This window comes from Agrobacterium sp. ICMP 6402, from assembly GCF_009498615.1.
Classification (GTDB): Bacteria; Pseudomonadota; Alphaproteobacteria; order Rhizobiales; family Rhizobiaceae; genus Agrobacterium; species Agrobacterium burrii.
This window is the reverse complement of the sequence record NZ_QSNV01000003.1, coordinates 318,938-340,014: the sequence shown is the minus strand read 5'-3', so window position 1 is coordinate 340,014 and position 21,077 is coordinate 318,938. Positions and strand designations below refer to the sequence as shown.

The 21,077-nt window shown below is 59.2% G+C and carries 18 protein-coding genes and 1 other RNA gene; 8 read left to right on the top strand and 11 right to left on the bottom strand.

The annotated features are described in order from the left end of the window. Positions 1-19: 19 nt before the first annotated feature. Positions 20-1,813: an acetolactate synthase 3 large subunit gene (locus DXT96_RS12765; protein ID WP_153515081.1), complete on the bottom strand. Its 1,794-nt coding sequence runs from the start codon at positions 1,811-1,813 to the stop codon at positions 20-22. Positions 1,814-2,194: 381 nt separating this feature from the next. On the opposite strand from DXT96_RS12765, the gene DXT96_RS12760 reads away from it, so the two are divergent. After that, complete coding sequence (locus tag DXT96_RS12760; protein WP_371418855.1) at positions 2,195-4,204, top strand: ATP-binding protein; 2,010 nt, start codon at positions 2,195-2,197, stop codon at positions 4,202-4,204. 9 nt (positions 4,205-4,213) lie between these two features. Here DXT96_RS12760 and miaA read toward each other — a convergent pair whose 3' ends face one another. After that, on the bottom strand, positions 4,214-5,110 hold the full coding sequence (gene miaA / locus DXT96_RS12755; protein WP_153515079.1) for a tRNA (adenosine(37)-N6)-dimethylallyltransferase MiaA: 897 nt from the start codon (positions 5,108-5,110) through the stop codon (positions 4,214-4,216). Between miaA and serB the strand changes: the two genes are divergently transcribed. After that, positions 5,109-5,999, top strand: a complete 891-nt coding sequence (serB, locus tag DXT96_RS12750) for a phosphoserine phosphatase SerB (protein WP_153515078.1) — start codon at positions 5,109-5,111, stop codon at positions 5,997-5,999. The genes miaA and serB overlap by 2 nt on opposite strands. Then, positions 5,996-6,568, top strand: a complete 573-nt coding sequence (locus DXT96_RS12745; RefSeq protein WP_153515077.1) for a GNAT family N-acetyltransferase — start codon at positions 5,996-5,998, stop codon at positions 6,566-6,568. The genes serB and DXT96_RS12745 overlap by 4 nt, the downstream gene beginning before the upstream one ends. Before the next feature lie 24 nt (positions 6,569-6,592). Here DXT96_RS12745 and DXT96_RS12740 read toward each other — a convergent pair whose 3' ends face one another. The 7 genes from DXT96_RS12740 to DXT96_RS12710 all read right to left on the bottom strand — a co-directional run bounded on the left by DXT96_RS12740 (position 6,593) and on the right by DXT96_RS12710 (position 13,172). Continuing rightward, on the bottom strand, positions 6,593-7,342 hold the full coding sequence (locus DXT96_RS12740) for an SDR family oxidoreductase (RefSeq protein WP_153515076.1): 750 nt from the start codon (positions 7,340-7,342) through the stop codon (positions 6,593-6,595). Between the two features lie 89 nt (positions 7,343-7,431). Continuing rightward, on the bottom strand, positions 7,432-8,976 hold the full coding sequence (locus tag DXT96_RS12735; protein ID WP_153515075.1) for a Do family serine endopeptidase: 1,545 nt from the start codon (positions 8,974-8,976) through the stop codon (positions 7,432-7,434). 283 nt (positions 8,977-9,259) lie between these two features. Continuing rightward, positions 9,260-10,186 carry a protease modulator HflC gene (gene hflC, locus DXT96_RS12730; RefSeq protein WP_149900221.1) on the bottom strand — a complete coding sequence of 309 codons (927 nt, stop codon included), beginning with the start codon at positions 10,184-10,186 and terminating at the stop codon, positions 9,260-9,262. Between the two features lies 1 nt (position 10,187). After that, on the bottom strand, positions 10,188-11,309 hold the full coding sequence (hflK, locus tag DXT96_RS12725; protein WP_149900220.1) for an FtsH protease activity modulator HflK: 1,122 nt from the start codon (positions 11,307-11,309) through the stop codon (positions 10,188-10,190). A gap of 143 nt (positions 11,310-11,452) precedes the next feature. After that, complete coding sequence (locus DXT96_RS12720) at positions 11,453-11,980, bottom strand: dihydrofolate reductase (RefSeq protein WP_149900219.1); 528 nt, start codon at positions 11,978-11,980, stop codon at positions 11,453-11,455. Beyond that, entirely contained in the window at positions 11,977-12,771 is a 795-nt protein-coding gene (locus DXT96_RS12715) for a thymidylate synthase (RefSeq protein ID WP_142840236.1), read from the bottom strand. The genes DXT96_RS12720 and DXT96_RS12715 overlap by 4 nt, the downstream gene beginning before the upstream one ends. A 92-nt stretch (positions 12,772-12,863) precedes the next feature. After that, complete coding sequence (locus DXT96_RS12710; RefSeq protein ID WP_153515074.1) at positions 12,864-13,172, bottom strand: DUF2853 family protein; 309 nt, start codon at positions 13,170-13,172, stop codon at positions 12,864-12,866. Between the two features lie 142 nt (positions 13,173-13,314). Between DXT96_RS12710 and ssrA the strand changes: the two genes are divergently transcribed. The 5 genes from ssrA to DXT96_RS12685 all read left to right on the top strand — a co-directional run bounded on the left by ssrA (position 13,315) and on the right by DXT96_RS12685 (position 15,533). Beyond that, positions 13,315-13,687: a transfer-messenger RNA gene (gene ssrA, locus DXT96_RS12705) on the top strand. A 229-nt stretch (positions 13,688-13,916) separates the two neighbouring features. Then, complete coding sequence (locus DXT96_RS12700; RefSeq protein WP_149900217.1) at positions 13,917-14,429, top strand: SspB family protein; 513 nt, start codon at positions 13,917-13,919, stop codon at positions 14,427-14,429. 42 nt (positions 14,430-14,471) lie between these two features. Continuing rightward, the gene (locus tag DXT96_RS12695; RefSeq protein WP_149900216.1) at positions 14,472-14,675 is read left to right on the top strand and encodes a DUF4169 family protein; all 204 of its coding nucleotides are present in this window, start codon (positions 14,472-14,474) and stop codon (positions 14,673-14,675) included. A 105-nt stretch (positions 14,676-14,780) separates the two neighbouring features. Beyond that, positions 14,781-14,990, top strand: coding sequence for a ribbon-helix-helix domain-containing protein (locus tag DXT96_RS12690; protein ID WP_065113731.1), 210 nt, complete (start codon positions 14,781-14,783; stop codon positions 14,988-14,990). A 213-nt stretch (positions 14,991-15,203) separates the two neighbouring features. Continuing rightward, positions 15,204-15,533: a hypothetical protein gene (locus DXT96_RS12685; protein WP_153515073.1), complete on the top strand. Its 330-nt coding sequence runs from the start codon at positions 15,204-15,206 to the stop codon at positions 15,531-15,533. A gap of 241 nt (positions 15,534-15,774) precedes the next feature. Here DXT96_RS12685 and DXT96_RS12680 read toward each other — a convergent pair whose 3' ends face one another. Both DXT96_RS12680 and DXT96_RS12675 read right to left on the bottom strand, forming a co-directional pair. After that, positions 15,775-19,479 carry an AsmA-like C-terminal region-containing protein gene (locus DXT96_RS12680; protein WP_371418854.1) on the bottom strand — a complete coding sequence of 1,235 codons (3,705 nt, stop codon included), beginning with the start codon at positions 19,477-19,479 and terminating at the stop codon, positions 15,775-15,777. 91 nt (positions 19,480-19,570) lie between these two features. Beyond that, positions 19,571-20,983: an FAD-binding oxidoreductase gene (locus DXT96_RS12675; protein WP_153515135.1), complete on the bottom strand. Its 1,413-nt coding sequence runs from the start codon at positions 20,981-20,983 to the stop codon at positions 19,571-19,573. Positions 20,984-21,077 lie beyond the last annotated feature (94 nt).

Below are 21,077 nucleotides of genomic sequence, written 5' to 3'. Positions count from 1 at the left end.
GTCCTTTTCCTCTCCCGGCTCAGACTAGCTGACGGCCCTTGGCATCGATGGCGTTGGCAACAGCTTCATCCGTCGCCTCATCCGGCAACAGCATCTCGTTATGGGCTTTACCAGACGGGATCATCGGGAAGCAATTGGCAAGATTGGCGACGCGGCAATCGAAGATAACCGGTTTGTTGACGGCAATCATTTCTGCAATCTTGTCGTCCAGCTCCTTCGGATCGTCGCAATACATGCCGACCCCACCATAGGCCTCCGCCAGCTTGACGAAGTCAGGCATGGCTTCGGTATAGGAGTTCGACAGGCGGTTGCCGTGCAGCAACTGCTGCCACTGCCGCACCATGCCCATATACTGGTTGTTGAGGATGAAAACCTTCACCGGCAGGCCGTATTGAATGGCGCAGGACATTTCCTGAATGCACATCTGGATCGACGCATCGCCGGCAATGTCGATGACCAGCGCTTCGGGATGCGCGACCTGCACGCCAATCGCCGCCGGCAGGCCGTAACCCATGGTGCCGAGACCGCCAGAGGTCATCCAGTGGTTCGGCTCCTCAAAACCGAAGAACTGCGCCGCCCACATCTGGTGCTGGCCGACTTCTGTCGTGATGAAGGTCTCGCGTCCCTTCGATGCCTCATAAAGCCGCTGCAAGGCATATTGCGGCATGATGACATCTTTGGAATTCTTGTAGGCGAAGGAGTTGCGGGCGCGCCAGCGCTCGATCTGCGACCACCAGTCCGCCGTCTGGGCTTTTTCCGGCTTCTTCGGCAAAGCGCGCCACAGGCGAACCATATCTTCCAGAACATGGCCGACATCGCCGATAACAGGCACCTCGACACGCACCGTCTTGTTGATCGAGGACGGGTCGATATCGATATGGATCTTCTTGGAGTTCGGCGAAAACGCGTTCAGGCGTCCGGTAATCCGGTCGTCGAAACGCGCGCCGACGCAGACCATAACGTCGCAATCATGCATCGTCATATTGGCCTCGTAAGAACCGTGCATGCCCAGCATGCCAAGCCAGTTTTTGCCGGATGCCGGATAGGCACCGAGGCCCATCAGCGTCGAAGTGATCGGGAAACCGGTGAGCTCCACCAGCTCGCGCAGCAGCCGGGTCGCGTCCGGGCCGGAGTTGATGACGCCGCCGCCGGTGTAGAACACCGGCTTCTTCGCCTTGGACATCAGGTCGATGGCGGCGTGAATGGCATTGAGGTCACCCTGAACCTTCGGCTTGTAGCTTTTCTGCTGAACGGCAGCGGATGGCGGCGTGTAGGTGCCGGTGGCGAACTGGATATCCTTCGGAATATCGACAACGACGGGACCGGGACGACCCGTCTGGGCGATGCGGAAGGCCTCATGGATGATGCCAGCCAGCTCGTTGACGTCCTTTACCAGCCAGTTGTGCTTGGTGCAGGGGCGCGTGATACCGACCGTGTCGCATTCCTGAAACGCGTCAGAACCGATCAGCGATGTCGGAACCTGGCCGGAAAGGCAGACGAGCGGAATGGAATCCATCAGCGCATCCTGCAGCGGCGTTACCGCATTGGTGGCGCCGGGACCGGACGTGACGAGCATGACGCCGACCTTACCGGTGGAGCGGGCATAACCTTCGGCGGCGTGGCCGGCACCCTGCTCGTGGCGCACGAGAATGTGCTGGATGTCTTCCTGCTGGAAAATCTCGTCATAGATCGGAAGCACGGCACCGCCGGGATAACCGAAGATGTGCTCGACGCCATTGTCCTTCAGCGCTTTGAGCACGATCTCCGCACCTGTCATGCGATTGCTGTTTTCCGTATTGTCCTTATCCGTCATTGCCTGTTTCCATCCCGCATTGGCTTTGGATATCGAGGAGCCCGAAGGCCTGTTTGAAGACATAAAAAAAGGCCCCTAGAGGAGCCTCGTTCAGCGCATGGGTGCTTTCGCCGGATGGTTACACCATCCTGCCCATGCGCCGTCCCACCACGATAAGTACGTTAAGATTTTTCATGGGCCGGAGTGTTAGCCACAAAACCATAAGCCGTCAACGCATATTGCGGAAAAAATCGGCAACCACTTCTTTTATTACTCAAAAAGTGCCGTTGACGAAATTTTCGAACCCAATTGATACACCTGTTGTTAAATATAATCTTTTATGATCGAAAGCGCAGATACTGCCCGAACCACCGCGATCATCCGCATGTACCGGGATAAGACGTGAAAAACGACGAGTTTCATAAAGCGTCCCCCATGGACGACAACGAACGACGATCCGGCCAGCAACCGGCAAACCGCATGCTTGGCCGCGTCATCGCCTGCAATGGCGCCCATGCGACCATCGCCGCCGAAACAGAGATGGGCTCAACCGATGTCGCCCAGCTCTGGTCTGTCGGGCGCCTGATCTCCATCGAAATGGGCACGAGCCGTGTTACGGCGCTGGTCTTTTCCATGCGCACCAGCGAAGAATACTGGTCGTCGGAGAAGTCGAACAGGTTGCTGATCGACGTGGAACTGGTGGGCGAAATTTACCGCACCGAAGACGGCAGCGAACGGTTTTCCACCGGCATTTCCCGTTACCCCTATCTCGGCGCAGTCGCGCATCGCATCCGCACCGCCGACCTTGCCAAGATTTACGACAGCGGCAAGCGTGACAGCTGCGTCATTGGCAAGCTGACGCAGGACGACACGATCGGCGCGGCCATCAACATTCCGCAGATGCTTTCAAAACATTTCGCCGTCGTCGGTTCTACCGGGGTCGGCAAGACCACTGCGGTTTCCCTGCTTTTGAACAAGGCGATCGAAACGGACCCGAAACTGCGCGTCCTCATTCTCGATCCGCACAATGAATTCGCAGCCGCCTTTCCCGATCATTCAGTTGTCATCGATACCGATACGCTCGACCTTCCCTTCTGGCTGATGCGCCTTGAGGAATTCGCGGAAGTGGTTTTCCGTGGTCGCAAGCCCGTGCCGGAAGAGATGGACGTTCTGCGTGAAGTCATACCCGAGGCGAAAAAGGTATTTCGCGGAACGGATGGTTCCGCCGTCCGCCGCACCTCCGACAAGAGCGCGATCACACCGGATTCGCCGGTGCCTTACCGCATGGCTGATCTTCTGGCTTCCATCGACGAGCGTATCGGGCGGCTGGAAGGACGCGGCGAAAAGCCGGCGCTCCGCTCCCTGAGAGGCCGCATCCTCTCGGCCATCAACGACCCGCGCTATAATTTCATGTTCTCCAGCAATACGATCAGCGACACCATTCTGGAAACGGTGGCGCATATCTTCCGTATTCCGGGGGAAGGCAAGCCGATTTCAGTGTTCCAGCTGTCGGGTATTCCCTCCGAAGTGGTGAACTCGGTGGTCTCCGTTCTCTGCCGCATGTCGTTTGAGCTGGCGGTGCTGGCACGCGGCTCGCTGCACATGCTTGTCGTCTGCGAAGAAGCCCACCGTTATGTCCCGGCCGATCCCGAGCGCGGCTTTTTCCCGACCCGGCAATCCATCGCCCAGATCGCCAAGGAAGGCCGCAAATACGGCATTTCACTCGGTGTCATCAGCCAGCGGCCAAGCGAGCTAGATCAGACCATCCTGTCGCAATGCTCGACCGTTTTTGCCATGCGGCTGTCAAACGAGATCGACCAGAAGATCATTCTGTCGGCCGTGCCAAACGCCTCGGCCTCGACCACCAGCTTTCTTTCCTCCATCGGCAATGGCGAGGCCATCGCCTTCGGCGAGGCGGTGGGTGTGCCGATGCGCATGCGCTTCGACCGTGTGCCGACAATCAAATTGCCGAAGGCGAGCGGTACGGTGAGCCACGCGCCCCACGAAACACCCGACACCGTCGACCTCAACAGCATTGTCACCCGCATGCGGGCCACAGCGAGGCCAGTCATCACCGGCTTCCAGCAAAGCGTTGAAGCGGCCTTTTCCGATCTGCCGGAATCGCTGGTGGAGCCCGGAGAAGCAGACGATATCGATCGCTGGAAGCGAGAATTGGGAACGCCCGCAACGGAGGGCTATGAGCCTTACCGCCCGGACATGCTGCCCGGACGCACATCGCCACAGCCACAAAACCCGGAGAGGATGGACAGCGCCTCTGGCGCCGTCAACGACTTGCGTCGGGCCGGTTTCCAGATGCAGACGCAAAGTGGCCCCTCGCCGGCGGATACACGCCCGTCGCTGCGCGAAAGTCTCCTGAAAAAGCCGCTCGGCAGTCTCTATCGCAAGGACTGACGCCAGCCTTCAGGGCTGGATGCGCGTCCAGTCCTCCGCCATCTGGTTGCGGAACCAGGTCATCTGCCGTTTGGCATATTGGCGGGTCGCAGCGGCCGATTTTTCGATGACCTCCGCCTCGCTGATGCGCCCGGCCAGCATATCAGCGATCTGAGAAACGCCAATCGCCTTCATCACCGTCGCATCGGGCGCGAGTTTGAGAGCCAGAAGCGCCTCGACCTCCTCCACCGCACCGCTTTCCATCATGGCCTCGAAACGACGGTTGATGCGGTCATGCAGCACCGGCCTCTCAGGCAAAACGACGAATTTCTGCGCCCGGTCGGGATTAACGATCACCGGACCGCTGGCCTTCTGGTAATCCCGGATCGATTTTCCGGTCGCCTCAATCACTTCCAGCGCTCGAACAATACGCTGGCCGTCTCCCGGCTGCAGATCCTCCGCCATCGCAGGATCGCGTCGCGACAATTCCATGTGGAGAACCGCAGGCCCCTCTTCAATCAGCCTTCCACGCAGCCTGTCGCGGATTTCGTCCGGGATGACAGGCATGTCGGACAGTCCCCCAATCAGCGCCTTGAAATAAAGCCCCGTGCCGCCGACGATGACAGGAAAACGCCCCTGCTTGCGCAGATCCGAAAGCAGGGCGGAAATATCCCGCAGCCACTCCCCCGTGGAATAAAGGCTGTTCGCCGGCACATGGCCATAGAGCAGATGCGGCACGCCCTGCATTTCTTCTTCCGAAGGCCGGGCGGTCAGCACCCGCAGCGTGTCATAAACCTGCATGCTGTCGGCATTGATGACGACGCCATTCCGCTCCCGCGCCAAACGAAGCGCAAGCGCGGACTTGCCGCTTGCCGTCGGGCCGGTTATCAGGATCGCATCAAAATTCTCATCAAGGTTTTTCATCATGGCTTTCGTTGCCACGCTTATCGCCAATCCGTCAAATCCTGTTCTGACATCGGCCCTCGGCGAAGCCGCCGCAAAGGCCGTCAATGCGTCAGGTCTTTACTGGCTGGCGGATGGTGTCGCCTGCGATATCGCCTTGCCTTCCGGCACCAGTGCCGAAGAGGCCCGCAACGCGATTGCCGAGGCGCTCACTGGCCAGCCAATCGATATCGTCATCCAGGAGCAGGACCAGCGCCGCAAGAAACTTCTGATCGCCGATATGGATTCGACCATGATCGGCCAGGAATGCATCGACGAGCTGGCCGCCGAAGTCGGCCTGAAGGACAAGGTCTCCACCATCACCGCCCGCGCCATGAATGGCGAGATCGCTTTTGAGCCGGCGCTCAGGGAGCGCGTGGCGCTGCTGAAGGGTCTGCCGGTCTCGGTGGTCGACGAGGTCATTGAAAAGCGCATCACCTTGACCCCCGGCGGCAAGGAACTGATCGCCACCATGAAGGCCAAGGGCTATTATACTGCGCTGGTTTCCGGCGGCTTCACGGTCTTCACCGGCCCCGTCGCGGCCATGCTCGGTTTCGATGAGAACCGCGCCAATCTGCTCGGCGAAGCCAATGGCGAGCTTGACGGCACGGTTGCCGAACCGATCCTCGGCAAACAGGCCAAGGTGGACGCGCTGAACGACATTGCCGCAACGCTTGGCATCTCGCCGGAAGAGGCGATGGCGGTCGGTGACGGCGCCAACGATCTCGGCATGCTGCATCTGGCTGGCGCGGGTGTTGCCCTGCACGCCAAGCCCGCCGTTGCGGCTGAGGCGCAGATGCGCATCGACCATGGCGACCTGACCGCGCTTCTTTACATCCAGGGCTACCGCAAGACGGATTTTGTCACTCCATGATCATTCGCGAAACACAAAGGCTCATTCTGCGCGAATGGAAGGAGAGCGACCGCGACCTCTTTCGCGAAATCAACGCGGACGAAAAGGTCATGGAATTTTTCCCCTTCCGCCGCAACCATGCGGAAGCGGATGCGGTTCTGGAAACCATCAACGGCATGATCCGTGGCAGCGGTTATGGCTTCTACGCCATGGAACTGCGCGAAACCGGCGAAGTCATGGGTTTCTGCGGCATATCGCCCGTCATGAACCTCGATCCGCCTTTCCCGCTCGGCACCATGGAGATCGGCTGGCGGCTCGCCACCCGTTACTGGGGCCATGGTTATGTCACCGAAGCCGCACAATCGCTGCTCGTCATGGCCTTCGATGAAAAGGAGACGCCGGAAATCGTCTCCTTCGCTGTCCATAACAATGAGCGTTCGACGCGTGTGATGGAGCGCATCGGCCTGAAACGGGACCCGTCACGCGATTTCGACCATCCGCGCGTGCCTGATGACACCCATCCGCATCTGCGTCCGCATGTGACCTATGCGCTGACGCTGACGGAATGGCGGGAACGGCAAGCGCAATAACGCCCTCCCCGCCAGTCTGGAACCTTACTTCACCGCCGCATTGCCGCCATCCGCAAACAGGGCCGATCCGGCGACGAAACTCGACATCGGGCTGGCGAGGAAAAGTGCTGCCTGCGCCAGTTCTTCCGGCTCGGCGATGCGTTTCATCGCATGCAGGCCCGCAGCCCATTCCTTTTGAGCCGCATCTCCGGCCATGGGCGTGTCTACCCCGCCGGGAAGCAGCCCGTTGGCGCGAATGCCCTGCACGGCATAATCGGCGGTAATGCCTTTCACCAGCCCCATCAACGCCGCCTTCGACGTACCATAGGCCGCCATTCCCGGGATGCCGGCACTGGTGCCGACGAAGCTGGAGATAAAGATGATCGAGCCACCGCCCCGCTTAAGCATCAACGGAATCTGGTGACGCGCACCGAGATATGCGGAAGTGAGATTGGCTGTGAGGACATGATCCCATTCCTCGGCGGAAATCTCCGCCATCGGCTTCATGGCTCCGACCGCGCCCGCATTATTGACGGCGATATCAAGACCACTGAAAACGCTTGCGGCCGCATCCGCCAGTCGGGAATGGGTTTCCTCAAGATTAGCGTCGCCGACAACGGCATGGACCCGGCCGCCGATCTCGCGAATCTCAGCGGCAACCTCTTCCAGTGCTGCAGCACCCCGCGCATTGATGACGACGGCTGCCCCTTCAGCGGCAAACAGCCTCGCCGTCGCCCGGCCGATGCCGGATGACGCGCCAGTGATGATGGCAACCTTGTTTTCGAGTAATTTCATATCCTTGGCCTCCGTTGATGGAGACCAAGGATTAGAGAGAGGCCGGGATCACAACCACCCGATTCCTGCCGAACCGGGTGGAAAGCGCTCTATTCCAGCGCCAGCGCCACCACGCGCAGATTGCCCTGCGCATCGGCAACCATCATATGCGCATTCTTGCGGCCTTCGGATTTCAGGCCGTTGATCCGCACCAGCACGTCACCGGGAACTTCCATGAAGTCCTGGCCGACTTCGACGATGATATCGCCCGGTTTCATGCCCTTCTGTTCGGCGGGCGAACCCGGATCGACGCTGGCGACCAGCACACCTTCGACGCTTTCGGCAATGCCCTTTTCCGTGCGCAGTTCATTGCTGAGGACGACCAGATTCATGCCAAGCACGCTCTGCGGCGCTTCACGCACTTCCGGCGTCTGGTCCTGCGCCTGATCGTCGGTGCCGCCATCATCTTCAGGCGCAACCACGCCGCCATCGCCATCCTCGGCCTGCGGGTCTTCGGTCGCGGCCTTTTCGTCGGTCGTATCCTGCAACTGGCCGAGCTTGACCTTGACGGTCTCCTCCTTGCCGTCGCTCAGGATCACCACATCAACTTCCTTGCCAACCGGGCTTTCCGCCACGATCCGCAGAAGGTCGCGCATTTCATGAATGTCCTTGCCGTCGAATTTCAGCACGACATCGCCAGCCTGGATAGGGCCGTTCTCCACCGGGCCGCCCTTGGCGACGCCGGAGATCAGAGCACCCTTGGCGCTTTCCATGCCAAGGCTTGCGGCCACATCGTCGGTAACAGGCTGGACGCGAACGCCGAGCCAGCCGCGACGGGTTTCGCCGAATTCGATCAGCTGCTGCACGATATTCTGCGCAAGTTCCGTCGGAACGGCAAAGCCGATGCCGATCGAACCGCCGCTCGGCGAAATGATCGCCGTATTGATGCCGATCACCTCGCCCTTCATGTTGAAGAGCGGACCACCGGAATTGCCCTTGTTGATCGCCGCATCCGTCTGGATGAAATTGTCGTAAGGACCGGCATTGATATTGCGGCCGCGCGCGGAAATGACGCCGACCGTCAGCGACCCGCCAAGTCCGAAGGGATTGCCGACCGCCATCACCCAGTCGCCGATGCGCATGCTGCGCGAATCGCCGAACTTGACGGCCTTCAGTGGCGTTTTCGGCTCTACCTTCAAGACCGAAAGGTCGGTCTTGGTATCGGTGCCAACAAGCGTTGCCTTCAGCTTCGAACCATTAGGGAAAATCACCTCGATGGCATCCGCGCCCTCGATGACGTGATTATTGGTGACGACATAACCGGCGGGATCAATGACAAAGCCGGAACCCAGCGAGTTGACCTTTTCACCACCCTCCGGCTTCTGGCTATCGAAATAATCCTTGAAGAATTCCTGGAAGGGCGACCCCTCCGGCAGCTTTGGCGGAACAGGCCCCTTGCCCTCGGTCTTGACGTTCTGCGACGTGGAAATATTCACCACCGCATCCAGAAGCGGCTCGGCAAGATCGGCCACCGATTCCGGCCCATGGCTCTGCGCCCATGCCGCAACAGGTGCCGAAAGGCTACCCGCCACAAGCGCGATGCCCGCGACTGCGGCAATGCTGCTGCGAAAGGGCGAAAGAAGGGTCACGGCCATAAGCGTCCTCGCGTTTCAAATAGTCTCGCCTTGCTATATCGACAAAGCATAAGGCGGAATGATGAAGTGTAAAAATACCTTTTCGTGAACAGGCGGATGCCGCCTTGCCCGGAGCGTACAGCATTGGCACGAAAACGGAGTGAAAAGAAAGGGCCGGCCAAAACCAGTCCTCAAATTACCAACATTGGTGGTCGAGCCCCTGCTCCGTCGAGCATGAGGATCGCTTTGCAAAAAAAGAAAGGGCCGGTAAAAACCGGCCCCTCCAACCTCATTTTATCCGCTATCAATTCGCCGGCGCGGGCGCCGCAGGTGCAGCCGGGGCCGCAGACGGAGCGCCGTCGATATTGTTGAAATAACGGAAGAAGGTCGAATCCGGGGACAGGACCAGCGTCGTGCCGGTGCCGTTCAGCGACGTGGCATAGGCCGCCATGGAGCGATAGAACTCGAAGAAGTTCGGGTCCCGCTGGAACGCTTCACCGAAGATGCGGTTCCGGTTCGCATCGCCTTCACCGCGAAGGACTTCGGACTGGCGACGTGCGTCGGACTCGAACTCGACAACCTGACGGTCAGCTATAGCGCGGCGACGCTGGGCTTCTTCATTACCACGAGCGCGGATCAGTTCGGCTTCAGCCAGACGTTCCGACTTCATGCGCTCGAAGGTCTGCTGCGACACTTCCTGCGTCAAGTCAGTACGGCGGATGCGGACATCCACGATGCTGATGCCGAGCGATTCTGCATCGGGACGCAGATCGTCACGCACTTCCTGCATCATCGATGCACGTGCGTCCGAAAGCGCCGATTCAAAGCCGCGAAGACCGTAGACCCGGCGCAACGATGCGTCGAGACGGGTGCGAAGACGCGATTCGGCCGACATCTGGTCACCCGAGACCGTCTGGCGGAACCGGCGTGCATCCGTGATGCGATAGACCACGAAGGCGTCTACTTCATAGAACTTGCCGCCTGAAACCTGAACGCGGATATTGTCGTGATCGAAGCGTAGCGCCCGGTTCTCGACATATTGCACCCGATCGGCATCCATGAAGGCGAAGGGCATCTTGAAGTAGAGGCCCGGCGCGGTTTTCACGTCCTGAATCTGACCGAAGCGGACAACGATTGCCTGCTGGCGTTCGTTGACGACGAAGATCGACGAATAGCCGAGGAAAAGCAGGACGGCGAGACCGACGAGAACGGCCGTAAGACGGTTGCTCATATCAGTTGCCTCCCTGCTGTGCTGCGCCTGTATTGCCGCGCATGATCTCGTTCAGAGGCAGATAAGGCACCACGCCCTGTTTTTCGTCGATGATGACCTTATTGGAGCCCTTCAGGACCTGTTCCATGGTTTCAAGGAACATGCGCTGACGGGTCACATCAGGCGCCGTGCGATACTGGTCGTAGATGGAGATGAAGCGCTGTGCCTCACCCTCGGCCTCGTTGACAACACGCGACTTGTAGGCGTTCGCCTCTTCGACGATCTGTGCTGCCTGACCGCGTGCCGCACCCAGCTTCTGGTTGGCATACTGGTTGGCTTCCTGAACGAAGCGATCTTCGTCCTGTTCCGCACGCTGCACTTCATCAAAGGCATCGGCCACTTCGCGCGGCGGTGCCGCATCTTCGATGGCGACCGCATTGATGGAAATGCCGGCGCCGTAACCGTCCATGGTGGACTGGATGATGGCGCGCACATCGCCCGCAATCGCCTGACGGTTATCGCGGAAAATATCCTGTGCCGGACGACGACCGACGACTTCACGCATCGCGCTTTCGGAAACCTGTTGCAGGGTTTCCGCCGGGCTATCGACGTTAAAGAGATAGGATTTCGGATCCGAAACCGTATAGAGCACCGAGAACTGAACGTTGACGATGTTCTGGTCGCCGGTCAGCATCACGCCGCTCGATGAGGAAGACGAGGCGCGTGAACCGATATTCTGCTGCTGTTCGGTGACCTTGACGATTTCAACCGTCTCGATCGGCCACAGATGGAAATGCAGACCCGGCATCGAGATTTCGTCCTTGGGACGTCCGAAACGCAGCTCCACGCCGCGCTCGTCCGGCTGGACGGTATAGATGGACTGAATGCCGAGGAAAACGAGCACGACGAGAACGAGGATCGCAACCACGCCGCCATTGAAGCCACCCGGCAGGACATTCCTGAAACGGTCCTGACTGCGCCGGATGATCTCTTCCAGATCGGGCGGGCCGCCATTGTTGCCGCCGCCACCGCCGCGAGGCCGGTTAGGCCCCTGTCCCCACGGGCCGCCACCGCCGCCCTGGTTGTTTCCTCCACCGCCGCCGCCCCAAGGGCCGCCGCCGCCATTCTGATTGCTCCAGGGCATCAATACCTCTTTATAAAAGCCTCTCCCGGTTCCGTTCGAAAGCGATTGCTCGCGTGCGGCGGGAATATCGACCCGTTATAAGAAGGAGAAGCGTCCGTTTCAACGCAGAGGTGGTAACTAAATACCCAATCGCGGTAAATAGTTCACTTTGACGCGGCTCTTCGCAAATAAGTGGTGAACAGAACCGGATAATTGTCCCTTTCCCCTGCGGGAACGGCATTCTCGTCGATTTTTTCAAAGACGGCGGGATCGATATCCGGAAAAAAAGTGTCGCCATCGAGCTTTACCGCCACATGGGTGACGGAAAGTTGATCGGCAAACGGCATGGCCTGACGATAAATCTCGCCGCCGCCAGCCACAAAAACCTCATCCACGCCCAGTTCCGCAGCCTTGTCTTTGGCGAGCTTCAAAGCCTCTTCCAGCGACGAGACGACATCAACGCCCTCCGGCCTGTAATCGGCATTACGGCTGACGATGATATGCGGCCGGCCCGGCAGGGGACGCTCGCCGACCGACAGAAACGTCTTGCGGCCCATGATGAGCGGCTTGCCCATCGTCATCGCCTTGAAGCGCTTGAGGTCAGTGGAAAGTTTCCACGGCATGTCGAGGTCACGGCCGATAACGCCGTTCTCCGACACTGCGACAATGATGGTGACGCGCGGCTCACTCATACCGCAATCGGCGCCTTGATGCTTGAATCGGCCTCGTAATTCTCAAGCGTAAAGTCTTCGAACTTAAAGCCGAAAAGGTCTTTCACGTCAGGATTGAGGCGCATCGTCGGCAGGGCCTTCGGGGTCCGCGTCATCTGCAGCCGCGCCTGTTCGAAATGGTTGGCGTAGATATGCGCGTCGCCGAGCGTGTGGACAAAATCGCCCGGTTTCAGACCGGTCACCTGCGCCACCATCAGCGTCAGCAGCGCATAGGAAGCAATGTTGAACGGCACGCCGAGGAAGATATCGGCCGAGCGCTGGTAAAGCTGGCAGGACAATTTGCCATCCGAAACATAGAACTGGAACAGGCAATGGCAGGGCGGCAGCGCCATTTCGTCCACCAGCGCCGGGTTCCAGGCCGAAACGATGTGGCGGCGGGAATTGGGATTGGTTTTCAGCGCCTCGATCAGAAGCGCGATCTGGTCGATATGCCGGCCATCCGGGGCCGGCCACGAGCGCCATTGCGCGCCATAGACCGGGCCGAGATCGCCATTCTCATCGGCCCACTCATCCCAGATGGAAACGCCATTGTCCTTGAGATAGGCGATATTGGTGTCGCCCTTCAGGAACCATAGCAATTCATGGATGATGGAGCGCAGATGCAGCTTCTTGGTGGTGAGAACCGGAAAGCCCTGCGAAAGATCGAAACGCATCTGGTAACCGAAGACCGAACGCGTGCCGGTGCCGGTGCGGTCTCCGCGGTCGGAGCCGGTATCCATCACATGCCGGAGAAGATCGAGATATTGTTTCATGCGTTCTGCCGCCGATTCCCTGATATCCAGAGAATATAATAGCACAGGGCGGCAGAACCAATCACCTAATGCGGGCTTATCCCCGGCTCAAATCAAAGCGACTGGAGTTTGCCCAGTTCCTTGGCCACCAGATAATAAAAGGTGACGCGCGACTTGGAGCGATCCGCGGCCATGGTCTTGCAGACGGCGTCGATCGCCTTGTCGGCGCTATCATCGGTCACGCCGAGCTTTTTGCCGCACCAGCTTGTCTTGACGCGCGCCAGCTCTTCCGGATCGGTAGCGGACACCAGCGATGAATCCCGGTTGCGCAACGCAATGCCGAGATGCTTGACGATTTTGCCTACGATGGCTTCATCGGCTGCCGCATCGTATTTCTTCACATCTGCGAGATAGTCGGTCATATCAACTCCTTCGTGTGTCCCCGGCGCCACGTTGCTTCTGGTGACCGGTTGCATGGAGAATGTGTCAGCAATCTCTCGTCGTCAAGAATTGTCTAAATAGCCAAGGTCAAACACGAAACCTTTTCATCGAATTGTCATAGCCCCCCTTTTCTCCGCCGGGCGAAACGCCTATATGAGCTTTGCCGGGGCAACCCGGCTATGGCGATAAACGGACGATGTAATAAACCTATTGGACCCGGGGGCGGTACCCGGCGCCTCCACCAAAAACCGGCGGGCTTTGTGAGAACGAGACCGGCTTTTGATGGGGGCGAAATAGGATCGACAAGGGCGTAAAGATCGAACTTTTGCTCGGCATGATACCGCCGTTATCGGGTCACAAGTGTAGTTGCAAACGACAACAACGCTAAGGAATACGCTCTCGCTGCCTAATGGCGGTGCGGGAATTCCGCTCTAAGTCCTTACGGTTAGCCCCGTAAGGCGGGGTTCGGAGGTACCTGGCAACAGAAACCTCCACCTTCTCCATTTTGCCTGAATTGGTTATATGATAGCTGACTTGCGAACGGCATCGGCTTTTCCGTTGCTGCCGTTCAGGACATTGCGTATACTTGGGCAAAGCGCAGCCGTCTGGATCGAGTTCGATCTCCGGTTCAGGATTGCGCAAAGATTCAAAGTGTTACAGCGTCCTTGGCGCGCAAGGCGCGCAGCGCATTAAAAGACGTTCGAATAAGGGAAAGACAGGACCGCATGGGGCAGGATCATATCCGTTACGACATTCTCGCACAGGATGCCCTTCGCGGCGTTATTCGCAAGGTTTTGGGTGAAGTGGCCGCAACCGGCCGCCTGCCGGGCGACCATCATTTCTTCATCACATTCCTGACTGGCGCGCCGGGCGTGCGGATTTCCCAGCACCTCAAGTCAAAATACGCCGAACAGATGACAATCGTCATCCAGCACCAGTTCTGGGACATGAAGGTGACGGAAATCGGCTTCGAAATTGGCCTGTCCTTCTCGGATACGCCGGAAAAGCTGGTCATTCCCTACAACGCCATTCGCGGTTTCTACGATCCTTCCGTCAATTTCGAACTTGAATTCGACGTGCCCCTGGCCGACGAAGAAGAAATGGAAGAGGCCGAAATCACCGCTTATCCCGTTTCCAACGAGGCAAAGCCCGTCTCCACCTCCGAGACACCCAAAGCCGGTGAGGAAAAGAAGGAAGGTTCCGTCGTTTCGCTGGATGCCTTCCGCAAGAAACAATAACGGCCTTTTTTCCGCCCCCGAAACCGAAGGATACATATCCGCATGGCTGCCGATATCGTCAATCTGCGTCAGTTTCGGAAGCAGAAAGCCCGTAACGAAAAGGAAAAACAGGCGGAACAGAACCGCCTGTCCTTCGGCCGCAGCAAGACCGAAAAAAATCTTACATCGGCCCTCAATGAGAAAGCTGAAAAAGCGCTCGATCAGGGACGGCTCGAAAAGGATGATGGCGGAGCCGACAGGGACTGACGATCGGACCTGCCGCAGCGAACTCCCCGCAAAATCGGAAATCAATCGCGAAACAGAGGCTTGCCGGCGAAACATGATTCAGATTTCCAGCCGGAGGCCGATCTGATGATCCGCAAGCACTCAGCCACATTGCACGGCCACCGCACCAGCATTTCACTTGAAGATGCCTTCTGGGAAGAACTGAAGACGATTGCCGAAAAGCGCAAGATCAGCTTCGCCGCCCTGCTCGCGGAAATAGATGACAACCGGCCCGCCGACAGCAATCTGTCCTCGTCTTTGCGCGTTTATGTGCTGAACTGGCTGAAGACCCGGTGATTTTTCCCTCCAGCCGACGACATGTGCACCGGCCCTGATCTTTCCAGCCCACAGACTACAAACATTCCTGCCAAAAAACTCGTAACGTCGCGAAAGCATTCATTAAACATTAGCAGCCTAATCTGCGCTGCAAGGCATTCCCGTATTGCGTAGCCTTGTTTTCAGTCTTTGTTTCATAGTTTTCCAATCCACACATCCGCCACGAGGCGACCAATGGTTTCTGCCGTTTCGGGAACAAGCGCCGCTGTTTCCGTCCTTTCCTCTTCATCCACCTCCTCTTCAAGCGTTTCCGAGTTGAAATCGCAGATTGCCGAAAAGCAGTCGGAGCTGACCCAGACCACCGAAGCGAAAGCCCAGGAAGAACTGAAAAGCGCCATCGCATCGCTCAAGGCTCAGCTTGAAACTCTCGAAAACAGCGCCGACAAATCGGCAGCTTCAGGCGGCAGCGCGGATAAGCCCAGCCTGTCGGGAGAGAGCAGCAGGATTGGCACGAAAAATTTCGATGCCGAGACGCCCTTCGGCGAACGCGAGAGCTGGATTTGATCGGCTGCCGGGTAATTCGGGAAAGACCGCCAAAAACACAAGTATCCAGATCGCGCCAGCATTTGTCCTGAGCCAATGTCATGAGCCGTTGCCAGACACCCTTCCTCTGGCTTGACCGAGGTCGCGCAACCGGGCGCAACGATGGCCATAGATCCCCGGGAAAAGGAATGACCCCGTTTTTGGGTGCCAGATTCCACATCCTGCAAATCTAAATGCGATCTACCTTCACTTTTCAAACAGGCTATGGATTGACTGGCGCATTTTCCGGCGCCAGGTCCCGGATCGCATTTTCCGTCGGCGGCACGACCAGAACTGGCGCAGATTGCCGCTCGGGCACGGGCTGCTGCTGCTGTTGTTGCTGCAACCGTTCCTGCTGTTCTTTTTCCTGGCGAAGACGTTCCTCGGCCGCAGCCTTCAGCCGGGCCTCCTCTTCCGCCTTTGCTTTAGCCTCCGCCTCCACCCGCTCCTTTTCAGCCTGCCGCTCGGCCGCCTGGGAGCGGTAAAGCGCCACTTCGCGGCGCAGGCGCTGCTTTTCAAGAACGCTGGCCTGCATGGCTTCCACCCGGCGGCGCTCCTTTTCGAAAGCCCTGAGCGACAGGTAATTGCTGAGTGCCGAAACATCGGTCGTCAATGCAGGCGCAGCCAGCGGACCGTTATAGTTAAGGCGTAGCGAAGGTTCGGCTCCCGCAACCGCCTCGGCACCGGGATTGAAGAGAAGATCGAGATCACCATTCACGGTCGATGCGGCAATATCCACCGTCGCATCACCGGCAAGCGTCACCGGATCGATCCCGGCGCGCAGATTCTGGAAATGAAGCGCACCGCCATTCAGCGAGAACGGCAGAGCCACATCACCGAGCCCGATTTCACCCTGCCACAGGTTCTGGTCCACCAGCGGCCGCACTTTGGGCGCATCGATCGGCTGCTGCAAACCATCCGCCGCCTGCAGGATCGGCGGCAAGGCGCCGGGATTGAGCCCCTTCAGCACCAGCCCGCCAGCACGGATTTCACCTGAACCACCCGCCGATTTCAGAATTTCGCCGACACTCTTGCCCGTCGATTCGGCCGTCAGGTCGATGGCAACCCGGCCGGTCGCCACCGGGCCATTGGCGTTCGCCCACAGGATAGGCTCCGGATTGGCGTCGGTCACCGCGATCTTGGTGCGGAAAATCCCCGCCCCTTCACCCGTGGACATGGCAAGCCGGCCCGTCAGCTTGCCGCCCATGAAACCGCCAGTGACATCATCGAGCGAAAGACTGCCCGAATCATGCGTGACCTTGGCCGCCAGACCCGTGATCGTGCCAAACGGACCCGCTTCGAAATTCTCCGCTTTCAGCGACACCGAGGCCTTGAGCTGCGGGAAAGCGGCCATGGCCAGCGGCTTGGCGTTGAGCGCGCCGCTTTCCGGATCGATCACCGGCCCGTAGATTGCATCCCCCAGCCAGGCGAGATCGGCGGTCCTGACCGACAGATCACCGCTGACAGGATAAGGCGCGGCGCGCTGAACCGCGAGATTGCCGGAGAACGGATTGCCACCCACCTGCCCGCCAACGGAGGAAAAAGCGATTTTCTGCGCGTCGATCGCCACTTTCGCATTGGCCTTCACGGCCATGCCGCCGCCGAGTTGCGGCAACCCCACCGCATTCATGATGAGATAGGGCTCGATATCAGCACTTTCGAGCGCCACATCCGCGCTGCCTTCGCCAAAATTGGCGGCAGCAACGGCAAACGAACCATTCATCGAAAAATGCGTCCGCTCCGTCGAGAAGCGGATATCGGTCTGGGCGGGTGAGCCGAGCGTGCCATTGAGCTTGACCGAGAGAAGCCCCTCGCCATCCGCATCGAACGGCAACGGGTCAAGCCCCGCCTGTCCGAACAGGATCGCCGTCGACTGGTTTTTCAACACCGCTTCCAGCGACATCGCCGTATCATCGGTGATCGACAGGAAATCCGGCATCTTGGCAACGGCCGACAGGCGGCTGCCATTGACGGTACCTGACACGGCCACATTGGCCCCGCCATTGTCGCTGTTGACCGAGACATCCATGGCAAGGTCCGAATTGGCGTACCAGGGCGCACTCGCCGCCAGACGGCTGAGGAACGGGTGGTTCGGCAGCTTCTGCTGCAACATGGTGAAGAACGGCTGCATGTCCGTCGCATGCAGGTTCACCGTGCCCTTGCCCGCATATTTCAGCAATGAGCCCTGCAGCTGCCCTGTGGCCTTGACCTCGGCGCCGGCAATATCGCCGGCCGTCATGTTTTCGAGCGTCAGAACACCACCAGCCATGGTGAAAGCGGTTTCGACATGGTTTGCGGTCACCCCGGCCATGTTGAACCGGTCGGCCTTGAACTTGGCATCGATGCGATGATCGAGAACCGAGCTTCCAACCTGATCGCCCAGCACCAGACTGCCGAGCGCCTTCAGCGCATCGAGATCGATTTCATTGCCGGCAAGATCGATGGAAAGATTGGAGGTCTTGCCATCGGAGCGCCGCTCCAGCTCACCCTTCAGCGAAGCGTCGCCGATGGCAAGCTCGAGATTGTTGAACCGCTGGTTGAGCGTCGTCAGCGAAACATCGGCAGAAAAACCAGCAGCGTTGAGCTGCCGGATCGCCGGATCGACCGAACCGGAAAGCCAGTTGGCGAGCCCCGATGGCTGGTTGGAGGCCAGCAGCAGATTACCGTTGAAGGCCGGACCGCCAAGCAATGTCAGCGATCCCTTGGCTTCCAGCTGCGTCCTGCCCGGCAGCGTCGCAACCGCATTCACCACCTGCCAGCCGCTGCCTTCCGGGCGCACATCCAGCCGGATGTCGCGAATGGTCGTGTCGTCGGAAACCAGCGCCGGAAGGCTGATACTCGCCTTGCCCGGCACCTGCGGCACCGGAATGCGCGCCACCATGGCCGCAAAGGCCTCGATGCGCTGGCGCACCGAGACGGTGGGCTGGCGCGAGGTCTTGCCCGTTTGCACGACGGGTGGAGCAAAGCGGGCGACATCGATCTGCTGGCCATCCGCCGTCAGCAGGAATTCTGGCTTGGCACCGGTATCAAGCGTCGCCTCGCCGGTCACGACGTAAGGATTTTCGCTGCCGCCGAGTTCCATACGGTAGCTCGGGATGCGCACACTTTCGTTCGTCAGTTCGAAACTGCCGCGGGTGCGCGGCGAAGAAAAGAGCGATTGCCCGGCCTGCTGCTTCTGCTTTTCGTCTTCGCGGAAGATAAACGAGAAAGAGCCGCTAAAGGCAGGCTTTCCGGCCGTCGCGGCAATCGCGCCGTCCAGATCGACCTCGACCGGATGTTCATCCGGCACCACGCGCACCCTGAGGCCCATGCGGCCAGCGGCATAATCCGGCTCGCTGCTGGAGAGCGAGAAGGAACCCGGATGCCCGTCAACGGCAGCACGCCCCTCCGCCTTCCACGGCCCGGCCAGCGAATTGGCGGACATGTCGGCGTTAAGGCCGGTCACGACACGGTTGCGGCCGGATTGCTCGTCGATGAATTCGATCTGCCCGCCTTCGATCTGCACGCTTTCCAGAACCACGGTGCGGGCGGGAATTTCCGCCCGGCTGCCACGCATCCAGTCCAGCGTGCCGTCTTTCAACAGCCGGATCTTGGCCTTGGGTTCCTCAATGCGCATGTCGAAGATGCGCGCCTCGCCGGAAAGGAAAGGTGCCAACTCGGCATCCATGGAAAAACGCGCCACCTGGATCAGCGGCGATCCATCCGCATCCGTTCCGGCGCGCACATCATGCAGCGTCACCGAAGGGAAAGGCAGGATACGCGCCTCGACACGACCGTGCACCACCACCTTCTTGCCCAGAATGCGGCTTGCCTGGTCTTCAAAATCGCGGCGGAAATCCGTCCAGTCGACGAAATAGGGAATGAGCAGCGCCGAAAACAGCACCAAGGCCAGCAGTCCGCCCAGAAAAACCAGAATACGCCCGAGCACTGACCTGCATCTCCCTTCGCGAACGCTGCAAACCTATTCTTTTCTGCCTTAACGGCAAGCAGCCTTTTGTACCAATCAAATGTGAGGATGATCAGACAAGACGGAACAATTTGCCCGGATTAAAGATATTATCCGGATCGAGCGACGTTTTGATGGTGCGCATCACATCCAGCGCATTTCCTGCCTCTTCAGCCAGAAAACTCATCTTGCCCTGGCCGATGCCATGTTCGCCGGTGCAGGTGCCGTCCATGGCGATCGCCCGGCGGTTGAGGCGGGCGACGAACGCTTCGGTTTTCGCAACGCTTTCGGCATTCTTGCCATCGAACAGAATAAGGACATGAAAGTTCCCGTCGCCCGCATGGCCGACGATTGGCGCCAAGAAGCCGTTTTCAGCAATATCCTGCTGCGTTTCCACCACGCAATCGGCCAGTCTTGAAATCGGCACGCAGACATCGGTCGATAGCCCGTCGAGGTCAGGCGCGAGCGCCCGCGAGGCCCAATAGGCGTCATGCCGTGCCTTCCACAGCTTGTTGCGCTCGGCCGCATCGCCCGTCCAGCGGAAATCGACGCTGCCACATTCGGCTGCGATCTCGGCAAATTGCTGCGATTGCAGCGCCGCTGTCTCTTCCGTGCCGTGAAACTCCACGAAAAGTGTCGGCTTTTCTGCGTAGTTCAGACCGGAATAGGCATTGCAGGCGCGCACCTGAACCTCATCAAGCAATTCGATGCGGGCAACCGGAACGCCCATCTGGATCGTCATGATAACGGCGTCACACGCCGCCTTGATACTATCGAAGGTGCAAACCCCGCCGGCGATCTTTTCCGGTATGCCCTGCAGGCGCAGCGTGACCGAGGTGATGACGCCGAGCGTCCCCTCCGCACCCACGAAAAGCCGGGTCAGATCGTAACCGGCGGACGACTTGCGGGCGCGGCGCGCGGTGCGGATTTCCTCACCATTGGCAACGACGGCGGTGACGGCCAGCACATTGTCCTTCATCGTGCCGTAGCGCACGGCATTGGTGCCGGAGGCGCGCGTCGAGGCCATGCCGCCGATCGAGGCGTTGGCGCCCGGATCGATCGGGAAAAACAGGCCGGTATCGCGCAGGTAGACATTCAGGTCCTCGCGCGTCACGCCCGGCTCCACCGTCACGTCAAGATCTTCGGCATTCACCTCAATGATGCGATTCATCCGGCTGAAATCGATGCAAATTCCGCCATTCGGCGCATTGACTTGGCCTTCCAGAGAAGACCCGGTTCCGAAGGGAATGACCGGCACCTTATATTGCGCACAGGCCTTCACCACGGCCTTCACATCGTCAGCGCTTTCGGCAAAGACCACGCCATCCGGCGACTGCAGGGTCAGGTAAGTTGTGGTGTGGCCGTGCTGCTCGCGAAACGCCTGTCCGGTCTGGAGCCTTTCGCCCAGCTGCTGCTTTAGCACTGCGAGCACTGAGGCAATACCCTCTTCGTTCCGCTCACCCGCCACCACATCTTTCAGCGCCATCATCCATCTCCACAGCAACATCCGCCCGTAACGGAGCAGATCCGTTACGAAATTCCGTCAGGTGGTATGGGATAAGGTTAACCCTTTGTCCAGC

Bases quoted from the DNA above. Each gene is read 5' to 3' on its own strand.
- DXT96_RS12690 (WP_065113731.1), top strand. From the start codon at position 14,781: ATGATCCGCAAGCACTCAGCCACATTGCACGGCCACCGCACCAGCATT.
- DXT96_RS12735 (WP_153515075.1), bottom strand. From the start codon at position 8,976: ATGGCCGTGACCCTTCTTTCGCCCTTTCGCAGCAGCATTGCCGCAGTC.
- hflC (WP_149900221.1), bottom strand. From the start codon at position 10,186: ATGAGCAACCGTCTTACGGCCGTTCTCGTCGGTCTCGCCGTCCTGCTT.
- DXT96_RS12745 (WP_153515077.1), top strand. From the start codon at position 5,996: ATGATCATTCGCGAAACACAAAGGCTCATTCTGCGCGAATGGAAGGAG.
- DXT96_RS12765 (WP_153515081.1), bottom strand. From the start codon at position 1,813: ATGACGGATAAGGACAATACGGAAAACAGCAATCGCATGACAGGTGCG.
- DXT96_RS12675 (WP_153515135.1), bottom strand. From the start codon at position 20,983: ATGGCGCTGAAAGATGTGGTGGCGGGTGAGCGGAACGAAGAGGGTATT.
- hflK (WP_149900220.1), bottom strand. From the start codon at position 11,309: ATGCCCTGGAGCAATCAGAATGGCGGCGGCGGCCCTTGGGGCGGCGGC.
- DXT96_RS12695 (WP_149900216.1), top strand. From the start codon at position 14,472: ATGGCTGCCGATATCGTCAATCTGCGTCAGTTTCGGAAGCAGAAAGCC.
- DXT96_RS12720 (WP_149900219.1), bottom strand. From the start codon at position 11,980: ATGAGTGAGCCGCGCGTCACCATCATTGTCGCAGTGTCGGAGAACGGC.
- serB (WP_153515078.1), top strand. From the start codon at position 5,109: ATGGCTTTCGTTGCCACGCTTATCGCCAATCCGTCAAATCCTGTTCTG.
- DXT96_RS12685 (WP_153515073.1), top strand. From the start codon at position 15,204: ATGGTTTCTGCCGTTTCGGGAACAAGCGCCGCTGTTTCCGTCCTTTCC.
- DXT96_RS12715 (WP_142840236.1), bottom strand. From the start codon at position 12,771: ATGAAACAATATCTCGATCTTCTCCGGCATGTGATGGATACCGGCTCC.
- DXT96_RS12700 (WP_149900217.1), top strand. From the start codon at position 13,917: ATGGGGCAGGATCATATCCGTTACGACATTCTCGCACAGGATGCCCTT.
- miaA (WP_153515079.1), bottom strand. From the start codon at position 5,110: ATGATGAAAAACCTTGATGAGAATTTTGATGCGATCCTGATAACCGGC.
- DXT96_RS12740 (WP_153515076.1), bottom strand. From the start codon at position 7,342: ATGAAATTACTCGAAAACAAGGTTGCCATCATCACTGGCGCGTCATCC.
- DXT96_RS12710 (WP_153515074.1), bottom strand. From the start codon at position 13,172: ATGACCGACTATCTCGCAGATGTGAAGAAATACGATGCGGCAGCCGAT.